The 25,044-nt window shown below is 68.1% G+C and carries 23 protein-coding genes and 4 pseudogenes; 4 read left to right on the top strand and 23 right to left on the bottom strand.

Features of this window, described 5'->3' with window-relative positions; all coding sequences use genetic code 11:
• Positions 1 to 120: 120 nt before the first annotated feature.
• Together ACZ5VQ_RS37280 and ACZ5VQ_RS37275 are read right to left on the bottom strand one after the other, a co-directional pair.
• Positions 121 to 357 (bottom strand): annotated as a pseudogene (locus tag ACZ5VQ_RS37280) (IS110 family transposase); the annotation flags it as partial.
• Positions 329 to 1,216: pseudogene (locus ACZ5VQ_RS37275) on the bottom strand (RNA-guided endonuclease InsQ/TnpB family protein); the annotation flags it as partial. The pseudogenes ACZ5VQ_RS37275 and ACZ5VQ_RS37280, both read right to left, overlap by 29 nt.
• 441 nt (positions 1,217 to 1,657) lie before the next feature.
• Between ACZ5VQ_RS37275 and ACZ5VQ_RS37270 the strand changes: the two are divergent.
• Positions 1,658 to 2,884, top strand: a complete 1,227-nt coding sequence (locus ACZ5VQ_RS37270; RefSeq protein WP_469108833.1) for a cytochrome P450 — start codon at positions 1,658 to 1,660, stop codon at positions 2,882 to 2,884.
• Positions 2,885 to 2,969: 85 nt separating this feature from the next.
• Here ACZ5VQ_RS37270 and ACZ5VQ_RS37265 read toward each other — a convergent pair whose 3' ends face one another.
• The 13 genes from ACZ5VQ_RS37265 to ACZ5VQ_RS37205 all read right to left on the bottom strand — a co-directional run bounded on the left by ACZ5VQ_RS37265 (position 2,970) and on the right by ACZ5VQ_RS37205 (position 15,251).
• Entirely contained in the window at positions 2,970 to 4,235 is a 1,266-nt protein-coding gene (locus ACZ5VQ_RS37265; protein WP_469108832.1) for a cytochrome P450, read from the bottom strand.
• Positions 4,232 to 4,849, bottom strand: coding sequence for a GTP-binding protein (locus ACZ5VQ_RS37260; protein WP_469108831.1), 618 nt, complete (start codon positions 4,847 to 4,849; stop codon positions 4,232 to 4,234). Before ACZ5VQ_RS37260 ends, ACZ5VQ_RS37265 begins: the two co-directional genes overlap by 4 nt.
• Positions 4,830 to 5,186, bottom strand: coding sequence for a DUF742 domain-containing protein (locus ACZ5VQ_RS37255; protein ID WP_326757516.1), 357 nt, complete (start codon positions 5,184 to 5,186; stop codon positions 4,830 to 4,832). The genes ACZ5VQ_RS37260 and ACZ5VQ_RS37255 overlap by 20 nt, the downstream gene beginning before the upstream one ends.
• Positions 5,183 to 5,602: a roadblock/LC7 domain-containing protein gene (locus ACZ5VQ_RS37250; RefSeq protein WP_450627703.1), complete on the bottom strand. Its 420-nt coding sequence runs from the start codon at positions 5,600 to 5,602 to the stop codon at positions 5,183 to 5,185. Before ACZ5VQ_RS37250 ends, ACZ5VQ_RS37255 begins: the two co-directional genes overlap by 4 nt.
• A 125-nt stretch (positions 5,603 to 5,727) precedes the next feature.
• Entirely contained in the window at positions 5,728 to 7,473 is a 1,746-nt protein-coding gene (locus ACZ5VQ_RS37245) for a sensor histidine kinase (protein WP_469108830.1), read from the bottom strand.
• A 607-nt stretch (positions 7,474 to 8,080) separates the two neighbouring features.
• Complete coding sequence (locus tag ACZ5VQ_RS37240; RefSeq protein ID WP_469108829.1) at positions 8,081 to 8,386, bottom strand: hypothetical protein; 306 nt, start codon at positions 8,384 to 8,386, stop codon at positions 8,081 to 8,083.
• A 92-nt stretch (positions 8,387 to 8,478) separates the two neighbouring features.
• On the bottom strand, positions 8,479 to 8,970 hold the full coding sequence (locus tag ACZ5VQ_RS37235) for a P-loop nucleotide/nucleoside kinase family protein (RefSeq protein ID WP_469108851.1): 492 nt from the start codon (positions 8,968 to 8,970) through the stop codon (positions 8,479 to 8,481).
• A 630-nt stretch (positions 8,971 to 9,600) separates the two neighbouring features.
• On the bottom strand, positions 9,601 to 10,158 hold the full coding sequence (locus ACZ5VQ_RS37230; RefSeq protein WP_469108828.1) for a hypothetical protein: 558 nt from the start codon (positions 10,156 to 10,158) through the stop codon (positions 9,601 to 9,603).
• Between the two features lie 24 nt (positions 10,159 to 10,182).
• The gene (locus ACZ5VQ_RS37225; RefSeq protein WP_469108827.1) at positions 10,183 to 11,652 is read right to left on the bottom strand and encodes a Wadjet anti-phage system protein JetD domain-containing protein; all 1,470 of its coding nucleotides are present in this window, start codon (positions 11,650 to 11,652) and stop codon (positions 10,183 to 10,185) included.
• Positions 11,645 to 12,370 carry a hypothetical protein gene (locus ACZ5VQ_RS37220; protein ID WP_469108826.1) on the bottom strand — a complete coding sequence of 242 codons (726 nt, stop codon included), beginning with the start codon at positions 12,368 to 12,370 and terminating at the stop codon, positions 11,645 to 11,647. The genes ACZ5VQ_RS37225 and ACZ5VQ_RS37220 overlap by 8 nt, the downstream gene beginning before the upstream one ends.
• Positions 12,371 to 12,511: 141 nt before the next feature.
• Positions 12,512 to 13,348, bottom strand: a complete 837-nt coding sequence (locus ACZ5VQ_RS37215) for a hypothetical protein (protein WP_469108825.1) — start codon at positions 13,346 to 13,348, stop codon at positions 12,512 to 12,514.
• 85 nt (positions 13,349 to 13,433) lie between these two features.
• On the bottom strand, positions 13,434 to 14,600 hold the full coding sequence (locus ACZ5VQ_RS37210) for a hypothetical protein (RefSeq protein ID WP_469108824.1): 1,167 nt from the start codon (positions 14,598 to 14,600) through the stop codon (positions 13,434 to 13,436).
• Between the two features lie 255 nt (positions 14,601 to 14,855).
• Positions 14,856 to 15,251, bottom strand: a complete 396-nt coding sequence (locus ACZ5VQ_RS37205; RefSeq protein WP_469108850.1) for a winged helix-turn-helix transcriptional regulator — start codon at positions 15,249 to 15,251, stop codon at positions 14,856 to 14,858.
• 120 nt (positions 15,252 to 15,371) lie between these two features.
• Between ACZ5VQ_RS37205 and ACZ5VQ_RS37200 the strand changes: the two genes are divergently transcribed.
• Positions 15,372 to 16,199 carry an enoyl-CoA hydratase/isomerase family protein gene (locus ACZ5VQ_RS37200; RefSeq protein WP_469108823.1) on the top strand — a complete coding sequence of 276 codons (828 nt, stop codon included), beginning with the start codon at positions 15,372 to 15,374 and terminating at the stop codon, positions 16,197 to 16,199.
• A gap of 36 nt (positions 16,200 to 16,235) precedes the next feature.
• Here ACZ5VQ_RS37200 and ACZ5VQ_RS37195 read toward each other — a convergent pair.
• The 6 genes and pseudogenes from ACZ5VQ_RS37195 to ACZ5VQ_RS37170 form a co-directional block, all read right to left on the bottom strand.
• Positions 16,236 to 16,643 (bottom strand): annotated as a pseudogene (locus ACZ5VQ_RS37195) (ISAzo13 family transposase); the annotation flags it as partial.
• Between the two features lie 224 nt (positions 16,644 to 16,867).
• Positions 16,868 to 17,458 (bottom strand): hypothetical protein, encoded by a 591-nt coding sequence (locus ACZ5VQ_RS37190; protein ID WP_469108822.1) that lies wholly within the window; start codon positions 17,456 to 17,458, stop codon positions 16,868 to 16,870.
• A 1,095-nt stretch (positions 17,459 to 18,553) separates the two neighbouring features.
• A pseudogene (locus ACZ5VQ_RS37185) lies at positions 18,554 to 18,865 on the bottom strand (transposase); the annotation flags it as partial.
• Positions 18,866 to 18,911: 46 nt separating this feature from the next.
• Entirely contained in the window at positions 18,912 to 19,592 is a 681-nt protein-coding gene (locus ACZ5VQ_RS37180) for a Type 1 glutamine amidotransferase-like domain-containing protein (RefSeq protein ID WP_469108821.1), read from the bottom strand.
• A 398-nt stretch (positions 19,593 to 19,990) separates the two neighbouring features.
• Positions 19,991 to 20,461, bottom strand: a complete 471-nt coding sequence (locus ACZ5VQ_RS37175) for a hypothetical protein (protein WP_469108849.1) — start codon at positions 20,459 to 20,461, stop codon at positions 19,991 to 19,993.
• A gap of 73 nt (positions 20,462 to 20,534) precedes the next feature.
• Positions 20,535 to 21,044, bottom strand: a complete 510-nt coding sequence (locus ACZ5VQ_RS37170; RefSeq protein WP_469108820.1) for a hypothetical protein — start codon at positions 21,042 to 21,044, stop codon at positions 20,535 to 20,537.
• A gap of 847 nt (positions 21,045 to 21,891) precedes the next feature.
• Here ACZ5VQ_RS37170 and ACZ5VQ_RS37165 point away from each other — a divergent pair.
• Complete coding sequence (locus tag ACZ5VQ_RS37165; RefSeq protein ID WP_469108819.1) at positions 21,892 to 22,212, top strand: hypothetical protein; 321 nt, start codon at positions 21,892 to 21,894, stop codon at positions 22,210 to 22,212.
• Positions 22,213 to 22,510: 298 nt separating this feature from the next.
• On the opposite strand, the gene ACZ5VQ_RS37160 is transcribed toward ACZ5VQ_RS37165, so the two are convergent.
• Both ACZ5VQ_RS37160 and ACZ5VQ_RS37155 read right to left on the bottom strand, forming a co-directional pair.
• Positions 22,511 to 23,065, bottom strand: coding sequence for a replication-relaxation family protein (locus tag ACZ5VQ_RS37160; RefSeq protein ID WP_469108818.1), 555 nt, complete (start codon positions 23,063 to 23,065; stop codon positions 22,511 to 22,513).
• A 354-nt stretch (positions 23,066 to 23,419) separates the two neighbouring features.
• Positions 23,420 to 23,809 carry an ATP-binding protein gene (locus tag ACZ5VQ_RS37155; protein ID WP_469108817.1) on the bottom strand — a complete coding sequence of 130 codons (390 nt, stop codon included), beginning with the start codon at positions 23,807 to 23,809 and terminating at the stop codon, positions 23,420 to 23,422.
• Between the two features lie 84 nt (positions 23,810 to 23,893).
• Between ACZ5VQ_RS37155 and ACZ5VQ_RS37150 the strand changes: the two genes are divergently transcribed.
• Positions 23,894 to 25,006: an alginate lyase family protein gene (locus tag ACZ5VQ_RS37150; RefSeq protein WP_469108816.1), complete on the top strand. Its 1,113-nt coding sequence runs from the start codon at positions 23,894 to 23,896 to the stop codon at positions 25,004 to 25,006.
• The last annotated feature ends 38 nt before the right edge of the window (positions 25,007 to 25,044 follow it).

Below are 25,044 nucleotides of genomic sequence, written 5' to 3'. Positions count from 1 at the left end.
GATTTCGCCGATCTGCCTGGCGCCGGGGGGACGACGGGCGTCTATGCCGAGGTCGGCGGTGCGCACGAGGGCAGTCAAGGCGTTCACGGCCCTGGTCCGTTCGCTGGTGAGCTCGTCCCGGGAGGTGAGGAGGATCTGTGCTGCCGCCCGCACCCCCTTGTCCATCTGCGGAGTGCGCAGCTGTTCTTCGGGGAGCGGAAGCACGGCAGCGGCTATCCGCCGGGCGTCGATCGGGTCGGATTTGCCGATGCCGCGGCGGCCGGCGCGGCCCATTCTGGCGGCTTCAACCACCTGATAGCCGGCACGTGCCGTCTGGCGTGCGATCTGGGCTCCGTAGCTGCCTGCACCCTCGATCACCCACAGACCGGTTTTTGACCATGGTGCGCACGGTCAGGTCCTCGATCACGAGCGTTTGGTTTTCGCGCACGAGCCGGGTGGTCAGTTTGTGCAGGCCGTCCCGTCTGCGGTCGGCGATCCGGGCATGGATCCTGGCGACCTTGAGCCGGGCCTTGTTCCGGTTCGCCGAACCCCTGGTCTTTTTTGCGGGGTTGCGCTGAGCCTTCGCCAGGCGAACGCGGTCCTTGCGCTCGTGGCGCGGGTTGGTGACCTTCTCCCCGGTGGACAGGGTCAGCAGGTGGTCCAGGCCCACGTCGATACCGACCGCGTTGCCGCTGGCCCGCTGCGGCTTGACGGACGGGTCGTCACACAGCATCGAGACGAACCAGCGGCCCCCTGCGTCCTGCGACACCGTCACCGTCGAGGGCTTCGCCTGCTCGGGCAGGGGCCGGGGCCACACGATGTCCAGCGGTTCAGGCATCTTCGCCAGTGTCAGTTTCCCGTCTCGGAACCGGAAGCCGGACGTGGTGTACTCCGCCGACTTCCGGGACTTCCGCCTGGACTTGAAGTGCGGGTACCTGGCCCGCTTGCCGAAGAAGTTGGTGAACGCCGTCTGCAAGTGCCGCAGCGTCTGCTGCAACGGCACCGACGACACGTCGTTGAGGTAGGCCAGTTTTTCGGTCCTCTTTCACACCGTCAGCATCGCGGAGGTAGCGTTGTAGTTGACCCGTTCCTGACGCGTCCACGCCTCGGTACGGGCGGCGAGCGCCAGGTTGTAGACCTTGCGAACGCATCCGAAGGTGCGCGACAGCTCGGCTGCCTGCGCATCACTCGGACAGAAGCGGTACTTGAACGCCCGCTTCACGTTGCGCGTGGCCACTCTCACAAACTAGCGGGTCCACACGAAAGAACGAAACTGCCGGTCAGGGCACTGCGATCCGCCCTGGCGGCGAATCCCAGCTCATTGCCCTGCTCCGCAGGAGTCCGTTTCCTCTCCACCCTGAAGGCGGAGTATCCACGGAGGAACCGATGAAGGCCGCGGACGGGGCCGCAGCGCTACCCATGGCGATGGCCGACACCTCTTGTCGATCGCCGAACCACCCGGCGTCGGGGAGATGCCCGTAGGGGGAGCACCTGGCGAGATTCGGGCATCCCGCGGGGCCTTCCGTGCCTGGGACAGCGGTGAACGGCCCTGTCGCCGTCCTGCATGCTCGACGCCCGATGGTCAGGCATTCAACTTCGGCCCAGACTGGACTGTTTGAGCCATCGAAAGATCAATAACCTGTCCCTCGACGGCACGCATCTACTTACGAGGAGTACCGTGTCCACTGCACAGCAGGTGCCCGACATCCTCTCGCCCGAGTTCGCTGCGGATCCCTATCCCGCGTACGTGGCGATGCGGGAGAAAAAACCCCTGATCTGGCACGAGGCCACCCAGAGTTACATCATCTCCCGCTACGACGACGTCGAGCGGGTCTTCAAGGACAAGAAGTCCGAGTTCACGACCGACAACTACAACTGGCAGCTGGAGCCGGTCCACGGCAAGACAATTCTCCAGCTCAGCGGTCGGGAGCACGCGGTGCGGCGCGCACTCGTCGCCCCCGCGTTCCGCGGCAGCGATCTGCAGGAGAGATTCCTGCCGGTCATCGAGCGCAACTCGCGCGAACTCATCGACGCCTTCCGGCACTCCGGCTCGGCTGACATCGTCAGCGACTACGCGACCCGGTTCCCGGTCAACGTCATCGCGGACATGCTGGGCCTGGACAGAGCCGACCACGCCCGCTTCCACGGTTGGTACACCGCCGTCATCGCATTCCTCGGCAACCTCTCCGGTGATCCCGAGGTGACCGCCGCCGGCGAGCGCACCCGTGTGGAGTTCGCCGAGTACATGATTCCGATCATCCGCGAGCGGCGCGACCACCTCGGCGACGACCTGCTGTCCACGCTCTGTGCCGCCGAGGTCGACGGTGTCCGGATGAGCGACGAGGACATCAAGGCGTTCTGCAGCCTGCTGCTCGCTGCCGGCGGGGAGACCACTGACAAGGCGATCGCCAGCATCCTCGCCAACCTGCTCCTGCACCCCGAGCAGTTGGCGGCGGTCCGCGAGGAACGGAGTCTGATCTCCGCGGCCTTCGCCGAGACGCTGCGCTACACCCCTCCGGTCCACATGATCATGCGACAGTCGGCCACCGAGGTCGAGGTCTCCGGCGGCACTATCCCGCAGGGAGCCACGGTGACGTGTCTCATCGGAGCTGCCAACCGGGACGAGCGCCGCTACCGCGACCCCGACCGGTTCGACATCTTCCGAGACGACCTCGCCACGACCTCTGCGTTCTCGGCTGCTGCCGACCATCTCGCTTTCGCGCTGGGCCGACACTTCTGCGTCGGCGCGCTGCTCGCCAAGGCAGAGGTCGAAGTGGGTGTGAACCAACTGCTCGACGCGATGCCCGATGTGCGTTTCGCCGACGGCTACGAGCCCGTCGAGCAGGGCGTTTTCACCCGCGGCCCGCAGTCACTGCCGGTGCGCTTCACCCCGGTCACCACCTGAGCGATGGCCCGGTGGCGATCCACGTTCTCCGCGTGCCAGGGGCCCCCGCGGGTCCCTGCCCGGCCCGCGGAGGACGTGGACGTGGCTACTGCGCCGCCGGAGTGAACTGCACCGGCAGGGACGTCAGTCCGCGCATCCAGATGGACGGACGCCAGGTCAGCTCCGCCATTTCGATGCCCAGCACCAGGTCGGGCAGCCGCTCCAGAAGAGTCTCCACCGCCGTGCGTGCCATCACGTCGGCGAGCAGCGGCGCCGGATAGGGGCAGCAGTGCTCGCCGTTGCTGAAGGACAGGTGCGCGGAGTTCTCGGCGCCGACATGTGCGTCGGGCCAGATCTGAGGGTCCGTGTTGGCCGCCGCGAGGCCGAGGACGAGGCAGTCGCCCTCGCGGATGAGCCGCCCGCCGAGCTGTGTGTCGCGCACGGCCCAGCGGCCGATGAAGTTCTGGGTCGGCGTGTCCAGCCACAGCACTTCGTTCAGCGCGTCGCCGACACTGACCCGGCCGCCGGAGACGTTGATCGCGAAGCGCTCATCGGTCAGCAGCAGACGCAGGGTGTTGCAGATCCAGTTGGCGGTCGGCTGCTGTGCCGCGGCGATGACGGAGATCAGGTCCTGCACGATCTCCTCGTCGCTGAGGCCTGCCGGATCCAGCAGCATCCGGGAGGTGACGTCGGGACCGGGGCGCTCCCGCTTCTCCTTCACCAGCTGCATGATGCGTTCCCCGACGCGCATGTACGCTGCCACCGGATCGTCGCCCTCACCGGCGTCCAGCGAGATCCGCAGATCGTCGACGAGCTGCTCTGTATCCGCGCTGCCCTGCGGCATCCCGCACATCCACAGCACCGCATGGGCCGGCAGGGCATGCGCGTACGCGCTCATCAGCTCGGCCTGACCGCTGCCGGCGAACGAGGTGATCAGTTGCTCGGCGATCGACTGGCATTCGCGGGCCAGTTCGAACTGGTCGACCCCCTCCAGCGCCTGGGTGATGACGCCCGCCCGGCGCTGATGCTCCTGGCCCTCGGTGAACAGCACGGACGGCTGATAGCCGACGAACGGCAGCAGGGGCCAGTCCTCCGGGATGTTCGGCCACTGGTTCCACCGCCGGGAGTCCCGCGCGAACAGCTCGTCATGGCTGGTCACAAAGCTGACCTCGGGATAGCCGAGCACGAGCCAGGCCGGGATGTCGCCGTCGAGCAGGACCGGCGCCACCGCCCCGTGTTCCCGGCGCATGGTGCGGTACAGGTGCGAGGGCGTCTGCTGGTACTCCAGACCGCCCAGGGGTACGGCGGAGGCATGTGCCGGGCAGCCCGGCGGAGGCGTGCCCGTGGACGGGGAGCCGGTGGAGTCGCTCACGAGGTCCCCTCCTGGGACAGTGCCAATGCGTGGAGATGGTCCACGAGAGTGATCAGGACCTCTTTGCCCGACGACCTGACCCGTGCATCACAGTCGACCATGGGTACGTGTTCGCCCAGTGCGAGTGCCTGTCGGATCTCGTCGAGCGAGAGCCGGCGCTTGTCGTCGTCGAAACGATTGACGGCCACCACGAACGGCGTCTCGTGGTGTTCGAGCCTGTCGATCGCGTACCAGGAGTCCTCCATACGCCGGGTGTCGACAAGGACGATCGCGCCCAGAGTGCCGGAGAACAGACGGTCCCACAGGAACCAGAAGCGTTCCTGACCCGGTGCGCCGAACAGGTAGAGCACCATGCGCCGGCTGAGGCTGATACGTCCGAAGTCGAAAGCGACGGTCGTCGTGGTCTTTCGCTCCACACCCGTCGTCTCGTCGACGCCCTGCCCCGCCTGCGTCATCACCTCTTCGGTGTTCAGCGGCCGGATCTCGCTGACCGAGCGGACCAGGGTGGTCTTGCCGACACCGAAACCGCCCACGACGACGATCTTCAGGCCGGTTTCGGCGGCATCGGCCAGCGGTGTGCGCTGGGCGGGCAGCTCAGAGGTTGCGGAGCCCATGGAGCACCTCCTGCAGCAGGGCGGTTTCGGGGAGGGTCGCGACGGACTCGGCCGCGCGGGGGTGACGGGCGCTCACCTTGCCCATGGCATGGAGGTCGCCGAGGAGGATCCGTACGACGGTGATGGGCAGCTTGAGCTCGGCCGAGATCTCGACCAGTGCCGTCGGGTGCCGGCACATCCCAAGGATCCGGGTGTGTTCGGACTGCATCCCGGCGGTGGGCTCGCACTCACTGACGATCAGTGTGACCAGGTCGAAGGCGTCGTCGGCTTCACTGCGTCCACCCGTGACCATGTAGAGCCGGTCGGGGTCGCCGACGTCCACGGGTTTGTGGATCACGCCGAGGCACCCCCGGTGACGGAGGCGCGGGGCTCGGCCCGCAGATGGTCACCGATCTGCTCCACCAGCTCGGTCATCTGATGGCCGACGACACCCGGGTCGGCGCTCTCCTCGGCGACGACCGCGAGATGCGCGCCCTGTCCGGCGTCCACGATGAACAGGAGACCTCCGTGGAACTCGGTCATGGAGTGCCGCACGCCGCCCGTTCCGTCGCCGAACTCCACGGACGCGCCCTGCGCGAGAGCCTGGATGCCGGAGCAGATCGCCGCCAGCTGATCGGCCTGGTCGAGGGTGAGGTGGTCCGTCCAGCACAGCTTCAGGCCGTCCCGTGACAGGACGAGTGCGTGGCGGGTGCCCGGGGTGCGCTCCATGAGGTTCATCAAGAGCCAGGTGAGGCTGTTGTCAGTGGTCTCCATGATGGGCGGGACGGGTCATGACCTCTTGGTGGTCACCCGGCCCGTTCCTCCAATCCAACGGGATGCGGCGAATCAATGCGGAGGGGGCTTGCGGTGCCCCTGAGGTGTGCGAAGAACCCGGGGATCTAGTCGTCCGCCTCGGGCCCGGTCTCGTGCCCGGCGTCATCGCCGGGACCGGCGAGGGAGTCGGCGGAGGGCCCTCCGGCCTGTCGGCCGCGGTGGAAGGCACCGAACTGGCTTCCGGCGTCGCGCGCCGGACCGGTTCCGCTGGGCTCCGCCCAGGATGGCTCGGCCGTCGTCTTCGGCCGTCCTCGTTCTGCCTCGGCCATGGTGCGGCCGGGGGCCCGGACCGGCAGCCCGTTGGGAGTGGCCGCGGTGGGCCTGCCGGGAACGTCGGCTCGGGGCGCCTCACCCGCGGGCGCGACCGCCTGAGGTCGCAGCGGGAGTGCTTCCTCGACCGCGGGAGCCGACGCGGCGGTCGGAACTTCCGCGCCACGACGCGGAGGCTCGGGAGCGACCGGCTCGCGCTGCTGCGCCACGAGTTGGGGCGGCAGCAGTACGACGACGCCGGTGCCGCCGCGCGAGGAGGGACGGTAGTTGACGCTGATGCCGTGCTTGGCGGCGAGCCGCCCCACCACGCTCAGACCGAGCCGGGTGCCCTGCAGCGAGGCGAGGTCGGTGACCTGGCCCGACACCGACTCCGCCGCCCGGCGCATGGAGGCGTCGGACATCTTCAGGCCGCTGTCCTCGATGGTGATGACGAGACCGGCGCTGCGCTCTTCCACGTATACGTGGACCTCGTCGATCGGCGGCGAGAAGTTGGCGGCGTTGTCCATGAGTTCGGCCAGCAGGTGCATCACACCCTCTGCCGCGAAGCCCGCGATGGCGACCTTGCTGGAGTTGTGCAGACGGACGCGCCGGTACGCGGCGATCCGGCCGACGGAGCCGCGCAGAATGCTCTCCATGACGATCGGCTTGTTCCAGACGCGGCTGGAGCGGCCGCCCATCAGCAGGGCGAGCCGGTCGGTCATGAGGCCCAGCTGGGAGGTGCTGTGATCCAGGCGCAGCAGATCGCCGAAGATCTCCCCGGCGTGGCGGTCCTGCATGTCCCGCAGGTCGGCGAGCATGCCCACGGTCTTGGCCTGGACCCGGCTCAGCGCCTTCGCGGAGGCGGCCTGGGCGGCGGCGGAACGGCGCTCTGCGTACGCGAGTTCACGGATGAACGACTCCGCGGGGGAGCGCAACAGGGGGATGCTCGGCCAGTCCAGCTTGGCGAGTACGGTGTCGGCCGAGCTGCCCTCGCGCAGCAGGGCCACCGCGGCCGGCAGGGTGTCGTTGGTGAGGCGTTCGAGTTCCTCTGTCCCCCGGGCCAGTTCACGACGCATCATGTCGAGGTCCGACTGAGCCTCGGCGGTTCGCCGGACCGACGCGGCGACCTCGGTGGTGAAGACGTGCAGCATCCGGCGCAGGTACGGGTCGGAGGGGGTGGGCAGCCCGGCCAGGACCTCGTCGGTGCCGATGCCCTCGTTGAGCTGCTTGGCTATCGTCGGCAGGGTCACATTGACCAGCTGATCCGTCTCGGCGCCGTGCTGCATCCAGTTGTTCTTGGTCATCTCCAGCTCACCGGTGCGTGACACCGTCTCACGGTGGGCCTGACGCAACCGGGCGGAGGCGAAGGCGACGACGGCCGCGATGCAGCCCCAGGCTGCGATCGCAGTGCCCGCCACCCACGGGCGGGCTCCCTCGGGGGCGAGGCCGACGGCCGCTCCGGCTCCCGCGGCCGTGACGACCAGGAGTGCGGAGAACACGGCTGGGGAGGAACCCGTCGTCTGCGCGGATCGGCGCTGGCGGGGGCGAGCAGGCACTGGCATTCCGCGGTCCCTCGGTCCGTGTGAGCAGGGGGTGCGCCCATGGCTGAAACATCGCCGAGTATCCGGAAGACGGTAGGGCATCTTCCGGATCAAGCACGTCGCTCATGCTAGTCACCACACCAGGCACACGGGCCCCGGCGAAGGGCCGACTTCACTTCGTCGAAAAATGGCTACCGCGGCACAACTGTGTGGTATCCGAACTGACTTGCCACCACTGATCCATGGCATGCGGCATGCGGCATCTGGCGTTTTCCGGCGATTTACCGTCCCCTCGCCGCGTTCGATATTTCGTGACACTCGGCTTGGAGTGCGTATTTTCAGCCAATTGAGCACCGGTGATGGCCGATGAATCAGACAGTCATGAACAAGGATGGCGCGGACATTGTGAGGATCCACCGATGGCCGGTGGCCTGCGAGTTGCGGCGGGGGTCGGCGGCGGACGGGCTTGGTATGCCTGCATCGTTGAGCGCGCGGGTGATGCGGGCGATGCTGTGCCGTCCTCCTGGCCGACAGTCTGCGGGGCGACGATTCCGCCCAGTTCGGCACGCACATCTCATCCCCGTAGTGCTCGCAGAGCGGGGCCATGGTGGCGAACTGATCGTGTGGGTCAATGAGCGGGTGCGTTGCCCCGGCCTCGCTGCCCGGGGGTGTACGAGGCGGGAGTGAGGGCCGTCAGTTGTGTCCGGCCCGGCGGCAGGGACTCCTCACTCATCGCTCGTACGCACGGGCTGCCCGCTTGCTGCTCCAGCTCCTCCACGGTCGCCGGCGCGAGAACGGCGCACACCCGGTCGTACGCACCTTCACCGAGGGCCCGCTCGAACACGGCCGTCGTGTCGCGTACATCGTCCCGTCGTTCCGCCACCGTTCCGCGCCCGCTGACGCCGCAGGCATCCAGGAGAACGGCAACAGCCACCCCGCACGCTCGCCTGGCTCCGGCGGATCTTTCCGGGCCCGGCGTTCCTGGCACGGCTGCGTTACTGGGCTGCACCAAGGTTGGCCGGACAGTCACGCGAGCGATGGCCACCGATCGGCGGCCCACTCCAGCCATCCTGACCGCCCAGGAGGCGGACCTCCAATCTCATGTCCATCGAGTTCCGTGGCGTCGGGCTCCTCGAACAGCGTCCTCCAGTGCACGAGGTCCGTCTCGCTCATCGCGAAGGTCTGATCAGGGGTGGTCGACTGACGACGGGCGATCCGAGCACGTTGGGTCTCATGGTCCACCGGCACGTACACAAGGTGACAGGACGCGCCCACAGACATCACCAACCAGCGGATCGCGGACCTCTCGTCACGAGACCAGCATCCGAAATCCAGGACCACGTTCGTGTGAGGTCTCATCGATGTTGCGGTAGCCGGACGGCTGTGACCTGCGGTCCCGCAGATGTGCTGAGACAGCCTTGAGGGGCGGTTCGGGGGAGGGGAGCACGCCTGAACTGCGATCCTGCAAGTCGATTGAGACTGCCGCAGATGTTGTGGAGAACGCCTATGGGCCTCCACGGATGGCCGTCGAGATGGGAACCAGGTGGCACTGAAGCAGGTGGTCTTGCCGTCGTTGGGATCGAATGCGGTCCGGCCGGTGCTGTTCGGCGCGGGGTGCAGGGGCTCAAGGGTCTGGGATCGGGGAAAACGGGCCGGGGCGCCCCAGCAGTCCAGCACCTGCAGTGTGGTTCTCCTTGATGTGGGGCTGTCCCGGTCTACGGTGTCCCACGGGTCTGGCCATGGCGCAGCGTGGCCAGACCACACGACGTCTTCCGGGCGACCGTGGACCTACGGGTGTCTGGTGCGAGACAGGTGCAGCAAACCGGCGTTCGCTGTACCGCCACGATGTACTCCACCTTGCCGCCTCGGCAGACGAGCTGCCGCCGGTGTCAACGGCTCGTCCGGCAGTGTCTTCAGGAGGGGCTGTTCGACCAATGCCCCATCGCAGAGCGGAACATGTCCACGCCCCCTACTGCAAGCCCGGTGGTGCTGTGTTGGCGAACGCACCGACACCCGTATGCCTCAACGTTCCGCTCTCTGCAACTTCATGTTGAATCGGCTGTGGCCTGACGCCATGGGGGGCGAACACACCACACACGTCGAGCCAGAGCGACAAAACCATGCCGTGCTGATGCGGCGGGTTGGCAGTCAGATTTCCGACAGGAAGTTGTCGTCGGTCAGCCGCCATGTCACGCCGGACGCGTCGGTGAAGACGGTGGTGACGGCGATCTCCTCGACGCGGTCCATCGAGGAGTCCTTGGAGGCGAACTGGTAGGCCTGCCGCGGGCCGATGCCACACGGTGCATCGACGATTCGGTGATCCGGTACACGGGTCGCCTGAACCTGATCCGTAGTGAGATCACCGAACTCGACGTCGACATCGGTGATGGGGCGGTCGCTGCTGTTGCTCACGATGGCCTGGAGATAGCAGCCGTCGGCTGCGTCCGGCCCGTCGGGGCCGATCACCAGCCGGGTGCGCAGCGTGACCTGGCGGGCCTGAGCGGAGCGCCGGTCTTGTGCCGCAACTACGAGCGCATTACGCTCCGCCTGCAGATTCACCAACTGATCGCCGATGAAAACGCGCTGCTCGTCCAGCTGTTGGCGCTGGCTGCGCAGTGTGATGAAGGTGAAGGCCGCCGCGGCTGCAGCGAATATGGCGCCGGCCCAGGTGGGCGCGTCACCCCAGTTGATCGATTCCAAGCTCATGGAAGGGGACTGTAGAGGCGGCGATCACGCGGTGTCTGCGCGTCCGGGTGCTTCCTCAGCCAGCCTGGTCGCGGTGGAGCCGTCGGTGAGCTGGTTCAGTATGTCGGCCAGGGTCGGCAGGACTTCGTCGTAGAGGGTTTCATGCTCGCAGCCGTCGCCGCCGTTGCGGGCGATCTCGGCGGCCAGGTCGCGCAAGGAGGGCGGACCGCTGACGGCGAGCCGGTGGGCGAGCTTGAGGTTCTCCTCCTGCTTTCCAGGTTTCTGGCGGTACTTCGTACCGTCCTTGTACAGGCTGACGTCCATACCGACAGGGGTGATGGTGCGGCCGATGCGTTCGGTGAGGTTGGCGATGATCTGGATGCCGTGGGCGTCCAAGTCCTGCCAGGCGGCCACCGGCAGCGGTGCCATGGCCTTGAGGAACGCGGCCAGCCCGTGCGTGGCGTAGCCGGCACCCCACATGCACAGCCACCGGTCGGCGATCTTCGGATGCTTGCACACCTCAGTGAAGGTGTCCTCGTTCTCGATGAGGAGCACACCCACAGCTGAGCAGTCGATCAGGCCGAGACTGAGCAAGCCGCGGGCGGGCAGGCCCAGCCAGGGGTGGCATGCCGCGGCGTCGGCGATGACGGTGTCGACCCGCCAGCGCAGTGGGCCGCGCATCCGCAGCTCGGTCTCGCTCTCTTCCACGGCTTGGTCGAAGGGCATACCGACGAGGTTGGCGAACGCCTGTCGACGTGGCGGGGTCCAGGGGACCTTGGTGTCACGCATGCTCTTGCCGACCAGGGCTTTGGCAGTCAGTTGCCGAGATCTGGGCTGGGCGGACCACCACACCGCGGCGGATCTGACTGCCACCTCGTACACCCGCCAGTCCTCGGTGCCGGTGGCGCTGCCTGCCGGGACTTTGACGGTACGGCCCGGGGGAGTGGCGGCCAACAGGGCTTGTTCATTGGCGAGTTGGGGGACTCCTGTCATGGCGTGCAGCAGCTCGGCATGCAACTGCAGCGGGTCCGGGTGCCCCCGTAATTGCGTGAGCTTGTCCTCACGCAAGTGGGCCCAGGACTGTGTCAGTCGCCAGGAGTCGGGGACGAATCCGGTGGTCTGCACGACCTTGCAGCGCAGGACGACAGCCCCGCTCCGGATCAGGGACACTGTGGTGCGCCATGCCTCCTGCGGACCGAACTCGGCCTCGATGGTCGCCCACCGCTTGTAGGTCCGGGTCGACAGGACCTTGATCAATTCGCCGCTCGACATGCCGGGCGGTGGGTCGTAGGCTTGGACAGGGTCGGAGGCGATGAGGTCAACGATGGTGGGTTTGACGCGTCGTTTGCGGTCGAGGGGCACGCGCAGGAGTACCTCGTCGCCGTGCTTGCTGGTGCGGGGCACGGTGACCGCGACAACCCCGGCCGGAAGGCCGGTGAGCGGCACCTCTCGTCGGCCGTAGGCTTCGCCGATCAGCAACGGAGGACGGGGGAGGGGCGCGGGGGTGTCAGGCATGGGAGCGTCCTGCGGTGATCCAATCGGCGGTCAGTTCCACGCGCTGGGCGTTCGGGTCGTATCCCCAGGCGCGGGTGGGCTGGTTGTAGGCGTCGGAGGAGGCGGCGTGGGTGAACCACAGCAGCTCGTCGCAGACGTCCGCGGCATCCACCAGAACGCTGTCCTGGCAGGTGCCCAGAATGGTCAGTTGCTGTCGGCGGGCCACGTCGCGCAGGGCGGCGAGCATGTCCTTGCGGTTGACCTCGCCCAGGCTGTTGCCGAGCTCGTCCAGGATCAGGACGCGGCCGCGGGTCTCGGCGTCGGCGAGGAGGGCAGCCAGGACCAGCTGGATGGCATACACCTTCACCTGGGCGCCGTTTGCGTTCTCCCGGTAATGCACGTAGCCGCCGCGAGCTGAGCGTTTCCAGTGGGGGGTGACCTCCCAGCGCCAGGGCATGGCGCCCTCGGGCCGCACGCTCGCCTTCTCCAAGCGGGCCCCATCGCCGCCGCGCTGGCGGTCCAGGGCGTCGAAGGCGTCGTTGATCTGGGTGAGCAGCCCGTCGATATGCCGCTCGATCATGTCCTGCAGCGTCTCAAGGGTGCGGGCACTGTTCTCCGCCCCCTCGGTGAGCTCGGCCAGGGCCTGCTCGCCCAGGGCACGGTCGGCGGCGATCTGGGCGGCCACGACGGTATCCCGTTCGGCGTATCCGTCCAGCCGGATCTGCAAAGGCAAGGCCATGTTGTCAAAGCTGGTTCCTGGCAGCGCCGACGTGTCCTCTTCGGCGAAACGGGCCCGCGCCTGCCCTGCGAGACGCAAGTCGCCCTCGGCGGCAGCCAGCGCACCGTCCGGCAGACCGTAGTGTCCGTAGGCGATGCGCAGTTAGTCCTCGACCTCGCGCCGCAGCCGGCCGGGCCGGGGTACCGGCGTGCCGACGTCACCCATCCCCAGCAGCTCAGCAGCCTCCTCGACTGAGGCCCCCCACAACTGCAGCCACGCCGGACAGGCGATCTCGGCCCGGGTCTTCTCCAGCGCGTCGTTCTCCCTGAGCCGCTCTTTGTGAGCCTTGACGGCCGTATCCAGAGTCAGCTGCGCGGCCAATACTCTCTCCTGGTGGGCTGACAGGGCGGCCTGGGCCCGTTCCCACGCCTCTTGCAGTTTCTCCTCAGTGCCACGGACGGCGGTGACATCCACGTCCGCAGCCGCCACCGCGGCGGTCAGTTCAGCGTCCTGCACCTGCAGGGCGGCCAGCCGCTCTGCTGCCACAGCAGCGTCGTACTCGATCTGAGCGATCTCCAGCTGCGCCTCGGCGGTCTCCACGCCCGCGTCCGCCGTACCCGCCTTGCTCCTGCACTGCTCCAGGTGCGCCCTGGCCTGGACGAGCCGGGCAGCCCGACCTGCGACCGGGACGTCGAATCCTCCCAGGACCGTCAGGGACAGGCCGGGATCGCACACGGCCAGCGGCTCGTCGACCGTGCTCATGCGCTCCTGGAGCGTATTCAGGAACCCGGTGAGCGGCATCCGGCTGCGCACTCCCTGGGGCCACACCCCCACCGCGTCGTCAGCATCCGCGGCGATGACCTGTGCACCGGGCAGGCTGCGCAGCGTCTCCCGCGCGCGTTCGGCCCGCTCGCGCGGCACCACCACGGCATCGCGCCAGGCCCACAGACGCGGCTCCCACGCCGCACGGGCCGACTCTTCCAGCTGCAGCTGGTCCATTAACCCGAGAGCGGTGATGCGTTCTGCGGCGAGATCTCAAGCGCCTGGCCAGCTGCGCCGCTGCGCCCTTGCTCCACCGCCGTCATCAGCTCACGGGCCTCTCCGACGGCGCGGTGTGCATCCTCCGCCTGCCGCTGTGCGCCGTACAGGCCGCCACGGGCCTCCTCCAGGCCGGCACGCGCGTCGGCGGCGCTCGCCCCCCCCGCCACAGGGAGGCCTGCGGCCTCAGACTGGCCATCTCCTGGCGCACCAGGCCTTGCCTGGTAGCCGCCGAGGTCCGTACCGCACTGGCCTCCTCGGTGATCTGTTTGGCGTCCGACCACGCCTGGCGGGCTGTGTCGGCGAGGCCGGCCAGATCGGTGGCTGCCCGCAGCTCGTCGAAGCGGCTGCGGGCCTGCTCGACCAGATCCTGCGCCTGGCGCACCTGTTCGTTCTTGTCGTCCAGCTCCGCCCCCAGTTTCTGGTCGGCCTGGACGGACTGGAGACAGGAGGATGCCACGAAGCGCTGCCATGCGCGGCGCCCCTCTTCGAGAGCGGCACGTGCCAGGGCCCGGGCCCGCACACCCTCCAGCACGGACTCGCCTTCCGCCATGGTCTGTGCGTGATCGGCCTGAACCTTCTCCAGCTCCCGGGCATGCTCCAGAGCCTTGCCGCGGCGGGCCGCCTCCTGCTCCAGCAGATGGGTCATGCCGGACAGGGCGATCAGGGCCTCCCCGATCTCGTGCGGTTCCATCGCGGTCAGCTGCTGGCTCAGCAGCGAGGGCACTGCTGGCCGCAGCGAGGTGTCGAGGTAGGTCAGGCATCGCGGCGCGTTGCCGTAGAGCTCTTCGGCCATCCGGCGCACCGACAGGATGCGGGCGGTGCCCAGCTCCTGCCACCGGTCGTCCGCCAGCACCGCACGCTCGGCATCGGTTGAGGCGTCGGCCACATGGATGCCCTCAGTCCAGTTGGCCTGGACGTAGGGGGCGGACGCGGCGAGGCGTACCCACACCGTCAGCGCATCCGCGGCAGGATCGCTTTCAGCGCCGGTGAAAACACCTACCACGTAGCCGTGGGTGGCCGCCGGCATCTGCTGGGCCCGGTCCACCCCTGCCGCATCCGGCTTGAACAGGATGCCGCTGGCGTACAACCCGTGGTTGGACTCGAACCGCCACTGAGGATCGGCCAGCAGCAGGGAGACCGCGATGAGGAACGAGGTCTTGCCGGAACCGTTGGAGTCTTCCTTGGGGCCCATCCCGGATACGGCGGCCATGGCGGGCCAGCTGCCGGGGCTCGGCGCCGCTGGGGCGACCATCCTCGGCCTGCACCAGCTCATGGCGTAGCGCTGGCCGTCGGAGGGCGCTCACGGCGCGCCCTCCGACGGGACCGGCCGGGGTGTCGGGCAGCTCGGACAAGTCCGAGGTGGACGTCAAATGACTGTCTGCATTCGGTCGTGGTCGGCCCACGGCACAGGTCATCGGGCCGGGCAGGTGCCGCTCGCTCCGGCTCTGCTTCATGGTCGTGGTGTTCAGCGCGGGGCTCGCTGATCGTAGTCGCGCTGGCGTGCTTGGATCTCGGAGGCGTTCGCGACGGTCCAGTCGTAGAGGTGAGCGAACGGCTCGCGCAGGGATTCGCCGAGGGAGGTCAGCGAGTATTCGACGCCGACCGGCGAGGTCGGCAGCACGCGGCGCTCGACCATCCCGTTGCGTTCGAGTCGGCGCAAGGTCTGTGTGAGGACGCGTTGCGTGACGCCGCCGAGGCGGCGCTTGATCTCGTTGAACCGGCGTGGTTCGACCAAGACCGCCATCACCATCATCGACCACTTGTCGGCGATCTGATCGAGGATCGGCCGGCTCGGACAGTCGGATCCAAACACCACGTCGTGCTCGGCGATGGCCCGGTAGACGGCCTCAGAAGTGGCCATGGCGGTATCCTCCACGATCCCTAGGATGCCTGAAGTGCGTTATTGACGCAGGTCAAGGACGGTTTCACCCTAGGTATACAACAGGAACCAGAGTCCTGTCAGATACCTAGGAGAAAAGTCATGGGCCACGACGCCTACCGGACCTTGCGGGTCAGCCAGAAGGACGGAGCCGCGTACGTCACGATCGACAACCCGCCGGTCAACGTCCTCAGCGTCGCGGTCATGACCGATGTGCGGCGCCTGCTCACCACGCTGGCTGGCGACGACACCGTACGCGTGATCGTGTTCGATAGCGCGGACCCGGACTTCTTCCTCGCCCACGTCGACATGACCGCCACCCCGGACGCCCTCGCCGGACTCATGGCCGACCTGCCGGACGGCGTCAACGTCTTCCAGGCCGTCGGGGAGCAGCTGCGCCGCCAGCCTCAGGTGACCATCGTCAAGCTCGCAGGCAAGGCGCGCGGCGGCGGAGCCGAGTTCGTCGTGGCCGCGGACATGGCGTTCGCGGCGATCGGCAAGGCCGGGCTCGGTCAGGTCGAAGCCCTCATGGGCATCGTCCCCGGCGGCGGCGCCACGCAGTACCTCACCGAGCGCGTCGGCCGTAACCGTGCCTTGGAGATCGTGCTCGGCGCCGACCTGATGGACGCCGAGACCGCCGAGCGGTACGGCTGGGTCAACCGAGCCGTACCCGCCGACCAGCTCGACGAGTTCGTCGACCGCCTCGCCGGTAACATCGCCGCGTTGCCCGGCGGCGTCATCGCGGCAGCCAAGCGCGCCATCGACCTCCGCGATCATTCTGATGGCCTGGCGCGGGAGAACGACGCCTGGGCCGGGCTCGTATTCCGCCGCGCCACAGCACAGCTCATGGGTGCCGGGCTGGCCAACGGCGCCCAGACCCGGGACGGCGAACAGGACCTCGAGGATCTGTTCCGCAGTCTCGCCGGGTAGCTGAATGAGCGCCTGTGACTAAGGACTTGCAGATCATTAACACGTCGTCTTGATCTTGTTGTGGGGCTCGCCGGTTTGGGCGAGGATCCGAGCGTGAAGGGCTGCGAGGAGGAGGGGTGGCGTCGGCGCGGGTGGGATGACGACGCTGTGTGACTCGAGCAGCTTCCTGTTCTTCAGAAGGGTGCGGTGCATCGCGGTCCGGCTGCTGCCGAACAGTACGGCGAGGGGTTCCGCGGCCAGGGCGACCCGCAGATGGAGCACAGTGGCCAGGACCTGTTCGGGGAAGGCGAGCCTGGGCGGACGACCGCGCCGGACCTCGCCGTCGAGGGCCAAAGTCTCTGTGAGCGCGTCAAGTTTTTGCCGGGGCATCCCGGTCAGGGCGGGGTCGAACAGCAGGGCCTGGTCCCACTGCGGCGCCGGGGCCTGCGGAACCCGGGCCGTCGGAGCGCAGGACGCCATCTGCCGTCATCGGGCCCCCGGCATGAATTCGACGCGTATGTCGTCGGTTTCCCGGATTACATAAGTCGAGTCAGTGTCATGCTGCCAGCCCACAGCGACGGCGTGATAGCGCCCGCCGCGCTCGATGATGAGCCTCAGCCCGGTGTACCGATAGCGGTAGTGGACCTGCTCTCCGAGATCTTTCACCTGCAGTCCACGGCCGGTCATGCTCAGTCGGTCGGTACTGAAGATGACGATCGCCGTCCTACCGACCAGATGATCTGCGCTGCGCTCAGCGTTGCGCAGACCCGACTGCTGCGCCGCCAGCGCGACAGCCCAGAGCAGGCACAGGCATGCTGCCGTGAGCGGTGCGCCCCTTGCACGAATGCCGCTTGGGCAGCGGCTGTTGTTCGCAGCGGACGACTGCCCCAAAGGATGCCGATGGCCAAGAGAACGGGCACCAGCCATTGGTACGGCTGAATTCGGCCCCAGCTGAACAACATGATGACGGCCACGCACAGCACGAGCAGATGGAAGCGGGCCGCCCGCCGCACGACTCGTCGGCACTGGCCAATCACGGTGGGTGGCAGGAGAGGCAGGACTGACCGGCTGAGCAATTGCGGGTCACGCAGCACAACCACAGCCACCACAGCGGTCAACACCACGGGAGCAGTCACCAGCCGCAGGCTGCGCATGACGAACTCCGGGAAGCTCAGGCCCAGAGCCAGCACGTCGATGTGGAAGTACTCGAAGAACGCCCGGGTATGCACAGCGCCGGCATAGAACAACAGCGCCGCAGCGAGCGACAAGAGCGTCGCCAAATCGGCGGTGTAACCGGTCGCCGGATGCTGGGCATTGGGGGATTCTGCGCGACGAGGGCCGGAATCGCGCCGCAAGATCCGCCTGCGACGTCGCCGGGCACCGGCACGCCGCGGACGCCGTTCGCCCTCCGGCGTGGACGCTCGGGCGCGGGGAACGGGAAGGGAGCGAGCGTTGTTCATGATGTCGGCGTCGGCTCTGTCTCGGGTGGTGCCGTGGATGTGGAGCTGCACGGATGCGGGCGGCTGCTGGATGAAGGGCCGGGGGACGCGGATGCGTTGGAGGATGGATCGCCGGAACAGCCATCGGTGGAACACGGCTTGGTTTGACAGTTGGATTCCGGGCCCGGCATCGACCCTGATGGCGTTGGGCCTGGGTCTGGGTCTGGCACCAGCACGGGGGTGGGTTCCGGGTCCGGAACCCACGTGGGCTCCGGTACGGGGTCAACGGGGTCTCCGCCGAGAGGCGGTGGCGTGCTCGACTCACCTGTCGGCTTCGAAGGAGTGCCCGCCGGAGCGGCGCTGTTCAGGGGCGTGCTCGACGCGCTGTTCCTGCCGTGCCTGGCACGTCCGCCCGGCGGGGCATTGGGATCCGTGGTGGGTGAGTCAGCCGACGGTGCACCCAGAGGAGCACGCTGCGCGTCCGGACGTTCATGACCGAGTATGGAAGAGCAGCCGACAGAGGAGCCGACCGAGGCAGCCACCACAAACACAAGACACTGCAGCCTCAGATGCCGAGCACGCATGCGCCCCATCTACCGTTGCACCGGCCCTCTCAGACGTTACTTGTGGGCCCGCCACTACGGAACGTGGCCAAACCCAGGTTCCAGGAGCCTGCCGCAGACACTGACACCCGCAAAGACATCGATCGTTAATGGCGATCTCTGGCACTGACTGTTCTTGCGCGAGCGATCCAGGGCAAGTTCCCTGTACGCCTGGTTCAGTCCACCCAGCTTGCGGACCGGTTGCCGACCCGATCGGCCCCTGCTGTTGACGCTTGCCGGAGGAACCGCAGGTGCGGCAGGGCAGCAGATCTGTGAGTCCCTGCGTGATCTGCGAACCGACGATGATCCGGTCACGTCCCGTGAAGCGGTGTAGTCACTGGCCGAGCTGATTCGGTTCCGGTGGGGGAAGCTGGCGGTCGTCGCCAGTCGGTTGGGTGGTGAAGAGTTCGGCCATGGAGCCTTCGGAGAGGTAGCGGCGGTCGAAGACCTGCCACTCGTCGTGGAGTTCGGCCAGGACCGCGGCTGCGAGGCGGTCCAGGGCCGCGGGGTTGCGAAAGACCTGCACGACGTCGGCCCTTCGTTTGATCTCCCGGTTACGCTCCAGCAGGTTCGTGGACCAGATCTTCTTCCAGTGCGCCGATGGGAAGTCCGCGAACGCGGTGATGTCCGTCGCGGCCTCCAGCAGCAATCGCGCGCAGCCATCTGCTGACCGTCCGGATACCCTCTGCGCCTTAACCCCCATTAGGGGGAAAGTGCCTCCACATCCCCTCGGAGACGACCTCGACGGTGCCGTCGATCACCTTGATGGCGGTGTCATCGTCGATCGCGTATGCCGGACCCGGGATGCCTGCCGCCCATCTTTCCGCGTCGGCCGTGGTGTTCTCCGGCAGCAGTTCGTGGTCCAGGTGCGGGAAGATCGAGAAGTCGACGATGCCCAGCGTGCTGTCGCCGCCGGTGGGCGGCTTCCACTCGACGAAGTCCTCCCCGATACGGGGGGTCATCACCATGCTCCCGGCGCTCAGGCCTGCCCAGACCGTCTCGTGCAGCGACGGCAGGAGGTCCGCCAGCCCGGACTGCCGCATCCAGTGGCACAGGTACAGGGCGTCGCCGCCATTCACCAGCAGGACGTCCGCCTCCCGGACCCAGGGGATCCAGCGTTCTTCGTCGATGCTGGGCAGCGCGGTGAGCTCCAGTACTCCCAGGGACTTCCACCCCAGCTCACACATGGATATGGAGGGGGACTGTCCGCTGATGAAACGCCATGCCCCGGCAGGAGTGACCTGGGGGTGTCCGTATGCCGCGGTAGGGATGCACAGGGCGTTGGAGGCGGCGATCGGTTTGCCCAGCAGGTCGACCAGCGCGTCGTGGATGCTCGGGTTCTTGATGCCCGCGGACGTGAGAAGCAGCTTCAAGATGCCTCCTGATTCGAGTGCGATGGAGCGGTCTGACGTGTAGACCTGGGACCACCGCGAGACTCATCGCTGCTGAACGGGGCAAGAGTTCCTGCACCAGGCCGCTCGCCCGGTAGATCAGGATCGAGCGCACTGGGCACTGAAGCGTCCTTGGTTGGGTCCGTGCCGGTTCCGTCCGGCACGGGCCCATGGCGAACGTACCCGGCCGCCGATCGAGGCATCCCCTCGGGTCATGGGCCGGTGTCACGCGTGTGGGTGATGACAGCCACCCGGTTCGGCGGGACGCTCGGCAGAAAGCCGATGGAGCCCGGCCGTGTGAGCGCGGCCGGGCTCGCGCCGTCAGGCGGGCATTGCGCGGGCTGCTCCGCACTCGCGAACTGGCGAGTGCGGGGCAGCCGTCAGTGTGGGGTGAAGGCGTCGACTGTCAGGGTGCCGTTGTCGTTCATGCGGACTCGGTCGGCGAGTTGGGCGAGGACCTGCTCTGGGCTCAGGCCGGTGCGGGTGGCGATCGCGTGCAGCCGGCGGCTGGCGTCGGCAGACAGCCACAGCTGCGCCTTCAGCTCATCGCGTGCGTCCTGCCGTTCCATCTGCCATGAGGCACGACGGGCGAGGGCGCCTTCCCACTGCGCGTCGCGTTCCCGTGCCCATGTACTGCCCTGCACGTCCCGCTCCGGACTATAGACGGGCCAGCCCTGAGCGTCCATCAGGGCGGTGATGCGGCGCCATTCGGTATGCCGCGCCACCCACTGCTCGGCGAGGTCCTCCGGGTCCCATTCGTACGGGCCACGATCACCGGGGGAGTCCAGCTGCTGCCGGGTCTCCCGCTCACGCCGCTCCGCTTCCGCGACCTTGTCCGCGACCTGCGCCACGCTCAAGCCTGCGCCCTGCCGCCGGACCGCAGCCCGGGCCACATCCTCAGCACTCCACATCACGCACTCCAGTTCATGAGTGATGGCAGCCGGCGGGTTCAGCGAGAGGCCCGGCGGGGTCCTGGTGGATGGTTGTGGAGGCGGTCAGTGCGCGCGCGGCAGAGCGCAGGGCCCATTCCAGAACGTCGGGAACGTGGAGGGCACCGGTCCCGTCGGGCGGGATGATCCATTCCAGATGGCCGGTCTCCCGGTAGGGCGGCGGAGCGGGAATCCAGCTTCCCTTCCCGACGTGGCGGACCCCCGCTCCGACCCACTGCGCGACGGGGCCCGGGGGCAGGAGGAAACCCACGCGGTGGGCCTTGCTGTGCCGCAGAGTGGGCCCGGGGACGCGTAACGGATCATGCCAGAGCATGTCGAGGGCAGACAGGCCGAGTTCTTCCGGGACGCTGAGGACATTCCAGTAGCGTCCTGCCTCCAGCAGAACGAACCCGGTACCGTGTTCCCACTGCCGTTTGCACGCCCGGGGGTCGGCGGCTGCTGCGGCGAGCCACTCGACACTGCGCATCCATGCTGGATTCCACATGTCCTGTCCTGAGCCTCGTTGGCTGCTGCTGACCGGGCCTGGCCAGCGCAACGGCTGAGCTGGGCGGCATACGCACAGGTCAGCTCGTTCTGATCATGCTGGTTGATGTTCGAAGCCACCAGGAAGGGTGGCGCACCCTGGCGCTTTACCTTCAACAGCGATCAACAGCAAGACAGGACTGCAGGCCGTGGCGTCCTGGGCAGCGCGGAGTGCAGCGTGAGCGGCCGGTGCGCTGACCCTGGGAGCAGTCGCGGGGCAGGACGCAGGGTGTCAGGGGCGGGAGTCCAGGACTGCCGACACGGTCGCAGCGATGATTGTGGCCGCGGCCACAACGACCAGCACCGTTCTCACCGCCCTCACCCGTCGGCCTGTCCAGGACGCGGGGGCCGGCCCCGGCAAGACTCTCCAGGGCACGGGCGAACGCTTTCCCTCTGCCGGCATCCGACGGGCTTGGGCGTCCGTCTCCCGCAGCTGCACGCACCACGCGCAGGTGTCCTGCGCATGGCCGGCACGCCGGGCGCCGGGACGCGGATCGGAACAGTCACCGAAGGCTCCCACGGCTGCTCAACGACCGACTCCCGGCAAACGACCGAAACCTCACCCGTTTGCCCCAGCCTCCCTGTTCAGCCGGACTGATCGCAGGAGCCTGACACGTCGTCGCCTCCCTGAAAGAAAGCACGTCCACCCGAGAACGAGGTGGTGTCGCCTGCCGTCTGCTGGTCACACGAGGTGATCAGCCGCCGATGGGGCCGTCAGCGTGACGTACGGCCGCCACCGCAACCGAAGCGGGCCTCGCGGGGCTCTGGACCGGTAGTCCGTACAACACCCGCTGGGTTGGGAGACAGAGATGACCCCCTGGAGCAACGAGAACCTCAGTTCCTGCGCCTACGCCGACCCCTACGCCGCTCCGGAGCCCCGTGACGACACCTGGCCGACGCCCGTCCACGTCCGTGACGACCTGGACTACTTCCTGCCGCCGCCCAACCCCGCCGAACGCCTCAGCCGCATCCTCGCCCCACGCGATGAGCGGCGCCTTGCCCTGAACGTGGCCCTCACCGCCGCCGGTATCCCCCCGATGCCGGAAGACCGCGCGGTCATCGACCAGCTCAGCGCAATGCCGGCAGACGTCAACATCGTCCTCCAGCGCTGGCTGCACCACGCCCTGTGAACCCGGGGGAGCCGCACCCTTCAAGCGACCGCGGCCCCTCGATGATCACGGTAGGGCTACCAGCGCATGCCGAGGGCGTCGAGGTCGGCGCGTCGTTCCGCGCTCACTTCCGCGGGCCTGCGGCGGCTGTTGTCCACGAACGACCCGAGCCTGATCTGCTCGCCGTCGACGGGCACCTACCAGTGGCGGCATGTACGGGGTGGGCGAGGAGCGGGACGGCTATTACGACTACGCGGACGCGATCCCCGTCCTGTTCACCACGCTCGACCACCTGTTGGTCGGGGTCCCGTACGGGCCGTCAGACGGGTGCGGAGGGGCCATCACGGAGCAGGTCGGTCAGTGGGGCCGCGAGGACGGTGACGTCGTGCAGGAAGCTGAACGGCGCCAGGTCCCTGGCGGCCGTGTGTAGGGCACGGATGCGTGTCTTGGCACCGCTGGGGCCGGTGCCGTCCAGGACGAACAGCAGCCGTGGGAACAGGGGGTAGCGCCGTCGCCAGTCTTCCGGTGCCGGTTTGTGGATGGTCGGCCGGCGCCCCGGGACTGTGGGCACGTAGCGGTGGAGGCGGGCGTACGGGGTCAGCTTGGCGGCGAGGCGTTCGGGGCCCTTGATGGCCCGGTCGACTTCCACGAACGCCCGCAGCATCGACCAGTTGTCGTCGGCCAGACCACGCCGGTAGTACAGGAGGGCGTCGGGGATGACCGTCTCGCCGCTGCCTATCGGATGGTGGACCTCAGGGATCCAGTCCTGTGGCCGGCGCAGGTCGCCGTGGCGGCGGGCGTCCTGGAGGAAGGCGAGCGCGGTCTCGGTCAGCGCGTGGCCGACCTTCAGCCGTACGGCGGTCGGATCGGACACCGTCCTGAGGGCCGACGGCCGCATATCTCGGGCCACTCACAGGCGAGTTGCACGTCGTACCGGGTGGGAAACCACACTCGCATCCGTCTGGCCCGCGGCAGGGTGATCCGGTCGACCAGCCCCGCCTCCCGCAGTCGGGCCGGCCGCCGCTTCGTCTGCTCGATGCGCACTCCGGGGGCGATCACCCAGTGAGAGATGGTGAGGCGTCATGCCCACCGCGACGATCGGCCACATAACCCGCGAGCGCTACGAGCAGATCATTGCCGGCGACACCTGCGGCGGATACATACATGAGACGACCGGCAGCAACCTCCGGCCATCAGAACTCCGGCCGTGGGGGCCGGCGCCTTGGCGCTACCGGGTGAGGCGGGCGCTTACGGTCTTGCCGCCGGGCGTCCGGCGGGCCACCGCGGTGGCGTGGGCGAGGCGGTTGAACATGGGCCAGCCGGAGCCTCCGGTGCCATCGTTCAGGTCGGGGGTACGCATGCGCGGCGCCTGCGGGCTGCGGTCGTGCACGGCCACCTCGATGCTGTCCGGGTGCGCGGTCAGGTCCAGAGTGCAGGTGCCGCCGCCGTGGCGCAGGGCGTTGGTGACGAGCTCCGAGACGACCAGGACCACGGTGTCGGCAGTCTCGGCTGCGATTGGATGGTGGAGACTGACGAGGAAATCCCGCGTGCTCTCGCGTGCGCCGGCGACGGACGTCGCGGAGCGGACGGTTGCGACGTTGACGCTCATCGTGTCCATCAGGTCACCCCTGGTCTCTGATCGTCCATTCCCGGTCTCGTCTGCGGGGTGCTTGTGCCCCGGCCGGCGGCCCGTTAACCGGCCGTGACGGCTTCGCACCCGCCCGCGTCGCTGTTCGAGGTCGATTACCTTCCCGTCGAGCTGACCAAGCTCGACGGCACCGGCGACGTGTTCATCGCGGCGGGTGTCTACGGCTACGAGTTCGCGAACGCCGCCGAGTTGATGCGCGGTTACACCGGCTTCGACCTCGCCCAGTTCCAGAAGATGATGCTCAACGTCTTCTACCCGAAGAACCACGACTTCCTCGTCAACCACAACGGCGCCTTCGTCACCAACTACTGGGGCAGCTGGGACCTGCTGACGGTCGCCTCCGTGCTGGCCATCGGCATCCTGTGCGACGACAAGGCCAAGGTCGACGAGGCCGTCGCCTACTTCAAGTCCGGAGCAGGCAACGGCTCCATCAAGAACGCCATCAACGTCATCCACTCCGGCGGCCTCGGCCAGGTCGTGGAGGTCGGCCGTGACCAGGGCCATGCCCTGTTGAGCATCGGCCTGATGGCCAGCATCTGCGAGATGGCCTGGAACCAGGGCATCGACCTGTACGGCTACGACGACAACCGCTTCCTCAAGGGTGCCGAGTACACGGCCAAGTGGAACCTCGGCCAGGACGTCCCCTACACGCCCTACACCTGGAAGTACGGTGCTCCCGGCGTCTGGGCGGGCCAGGAGACCCTCACCGCCGCCTCCGAGAACAGCCGGGGTCAGGCGCGCCCGATCTGGGAGGGCATCTACAACCACTACGTGAACCGTCGCGGCCTCGACGCCCCGTTCGTCACCGCCATCGCCGCCAAGGCCCGCCCCGAGGGCGGCGGCGGTGACTACGGCAGCGGCGGTGGCTTCGACCACCTGGGCTTCGGCACCCTGACCTTCACCCGGGAGGCGGGGGACACGACGACGGCGACGAAGGCGCCGTCGTCCACGGCCACGGGGGCGGCCTCCTCCGCCTCTTCGTCCGGTGCCGCCGCGTCCGCGTCCCCCTCGGCGGCCGACGGCGGAGTCCAGGCACAGGGCGGCAGCGGCGACCTGGCCGTCACCGGCGCCGGGGACGTCGCGGCCATCGCGGGCACCGGTGTCCTGGCCATCGTGGGCGGCCTCATCGCCCTGCGCCGCCGTGCCGGCACACGGCAGCAGCCGTAACGTCGACCGGGCGGGGTGGCGAGAGCGGGCTCTCGCCA

It is taken from the genome of Streptomyces sp. NPDC033178, from assembly GCF_055577685.1.
Note: the sequence above shows the minus strand (reverse complement) of the source record. Positions and strands in the feature narration are given on the sequence as shown.

What these genes read in the sequence shown, in the direction of transcription:
- ACZ5VQ_RS37260 (WP_469108831.1), bottom strand. Translation starts at nt 4,849, where the DNA reads ATGGGCTCCGCAACCTCTGAGCTGCCCGCCCAGCGCACACCGCTGGCC.
- ACZ5VQ_RS37250 (WP_450627703.1), bottom strand. Translation starts at nt 5,602, where the DNA reads ATGGAGACCACTGACAACAGCCTCACCTGGCTCTTGATGAACCTCATG.
- ACZ5VQ_RS37245 (WP_469108830.1), bottom strand. Translation starts at nt 7,473, where the DNA reads ATGCCAGTGCCTGCTCGCCCCCGCCAGCGCCGATCCGCGCAGACGACG.
- ACZ5VQ_RS37230 (WP_469108828.1), bottom strand. Translation starts at nt 10,158, where the DNA reads ATGAGCTTGGAATCGATCAACTGGGGTGACGCGCCCACCTGGGCCGGC.
- ACZ5VQ_RS37225 (WP_469108827.1), bottom strand. Translation starts at nt 11,652, where the DNA reads ATGCCTGACACCCCCGCGCCCCTCCCCCGTCCTCCGTTGCTGATCGGC.
- ACZ5VQ_RS37220 (WP_469108826.1), bottom strand. Translation starts at nt 12,370, where the DNA reads ATGGCCTTGCCTTTGCAGATCCGGCTGGACGGATACGCCGAACGGGAT.
- ACZ5VQ_RS37215 (WP_469108825.1), bottom strand. Translation starts at nt 13,348, where the DNA reads ATGGACCAGCTGCAGCTGGAAGAGTCGGCCCGTGCGGCGTGGGAGCCG.
- ACZ5VQ_RS37210 (WP_469108824.1), bottom strand. Translation starts at nt 14,600, where the DNA reads ATGGCCGCCGTATCCGGGATGGGCCCCAAGGAAGACTCCAACGGTTCC.
- ACZ5VQ_RS37205 (WP_469108850.1), bottom strand. Translation starts at nt 15,251, where the DNA reads ATGGCCACTTCTGAGGCCGTCTACCGGGCCATCGCCGAGCACGACGTG.
- ACZ5VQ_RS37200 (WP_469108823.1), top strand. Translation starts at nt 15,372, where the DNA reads ATGGGCCACGACGCCTACCGGACCTTGCGGGTCAGCCAGAAGGACGGA.
- ACZ5VQ_RS37170 (WP_469108820.1), bottom strand. Translation starts at nt 21,044, where the DNA reads ATGTGGAATCCAGCATGGATGCGCAGTGTCGAGTGGCTCGCCGCAGCA.
- ACZ5VQ_RS37165 (WP_469108819.1), top strand. Translation starts at nt 21,892, where the DNA reads ATGACCCCCTGGAGCAACGAGAACCTCAGTTCCTGCGCCTACGCCGAC.
- ACZ5VQ_RS37155 (WP_469108817.1), bottom strand. Translation starts at nt 23,809, where the DNA reads ATGGACACGATGAGCGTCAACGTCGCAACCGTCCGCTCCGCGACGTCC.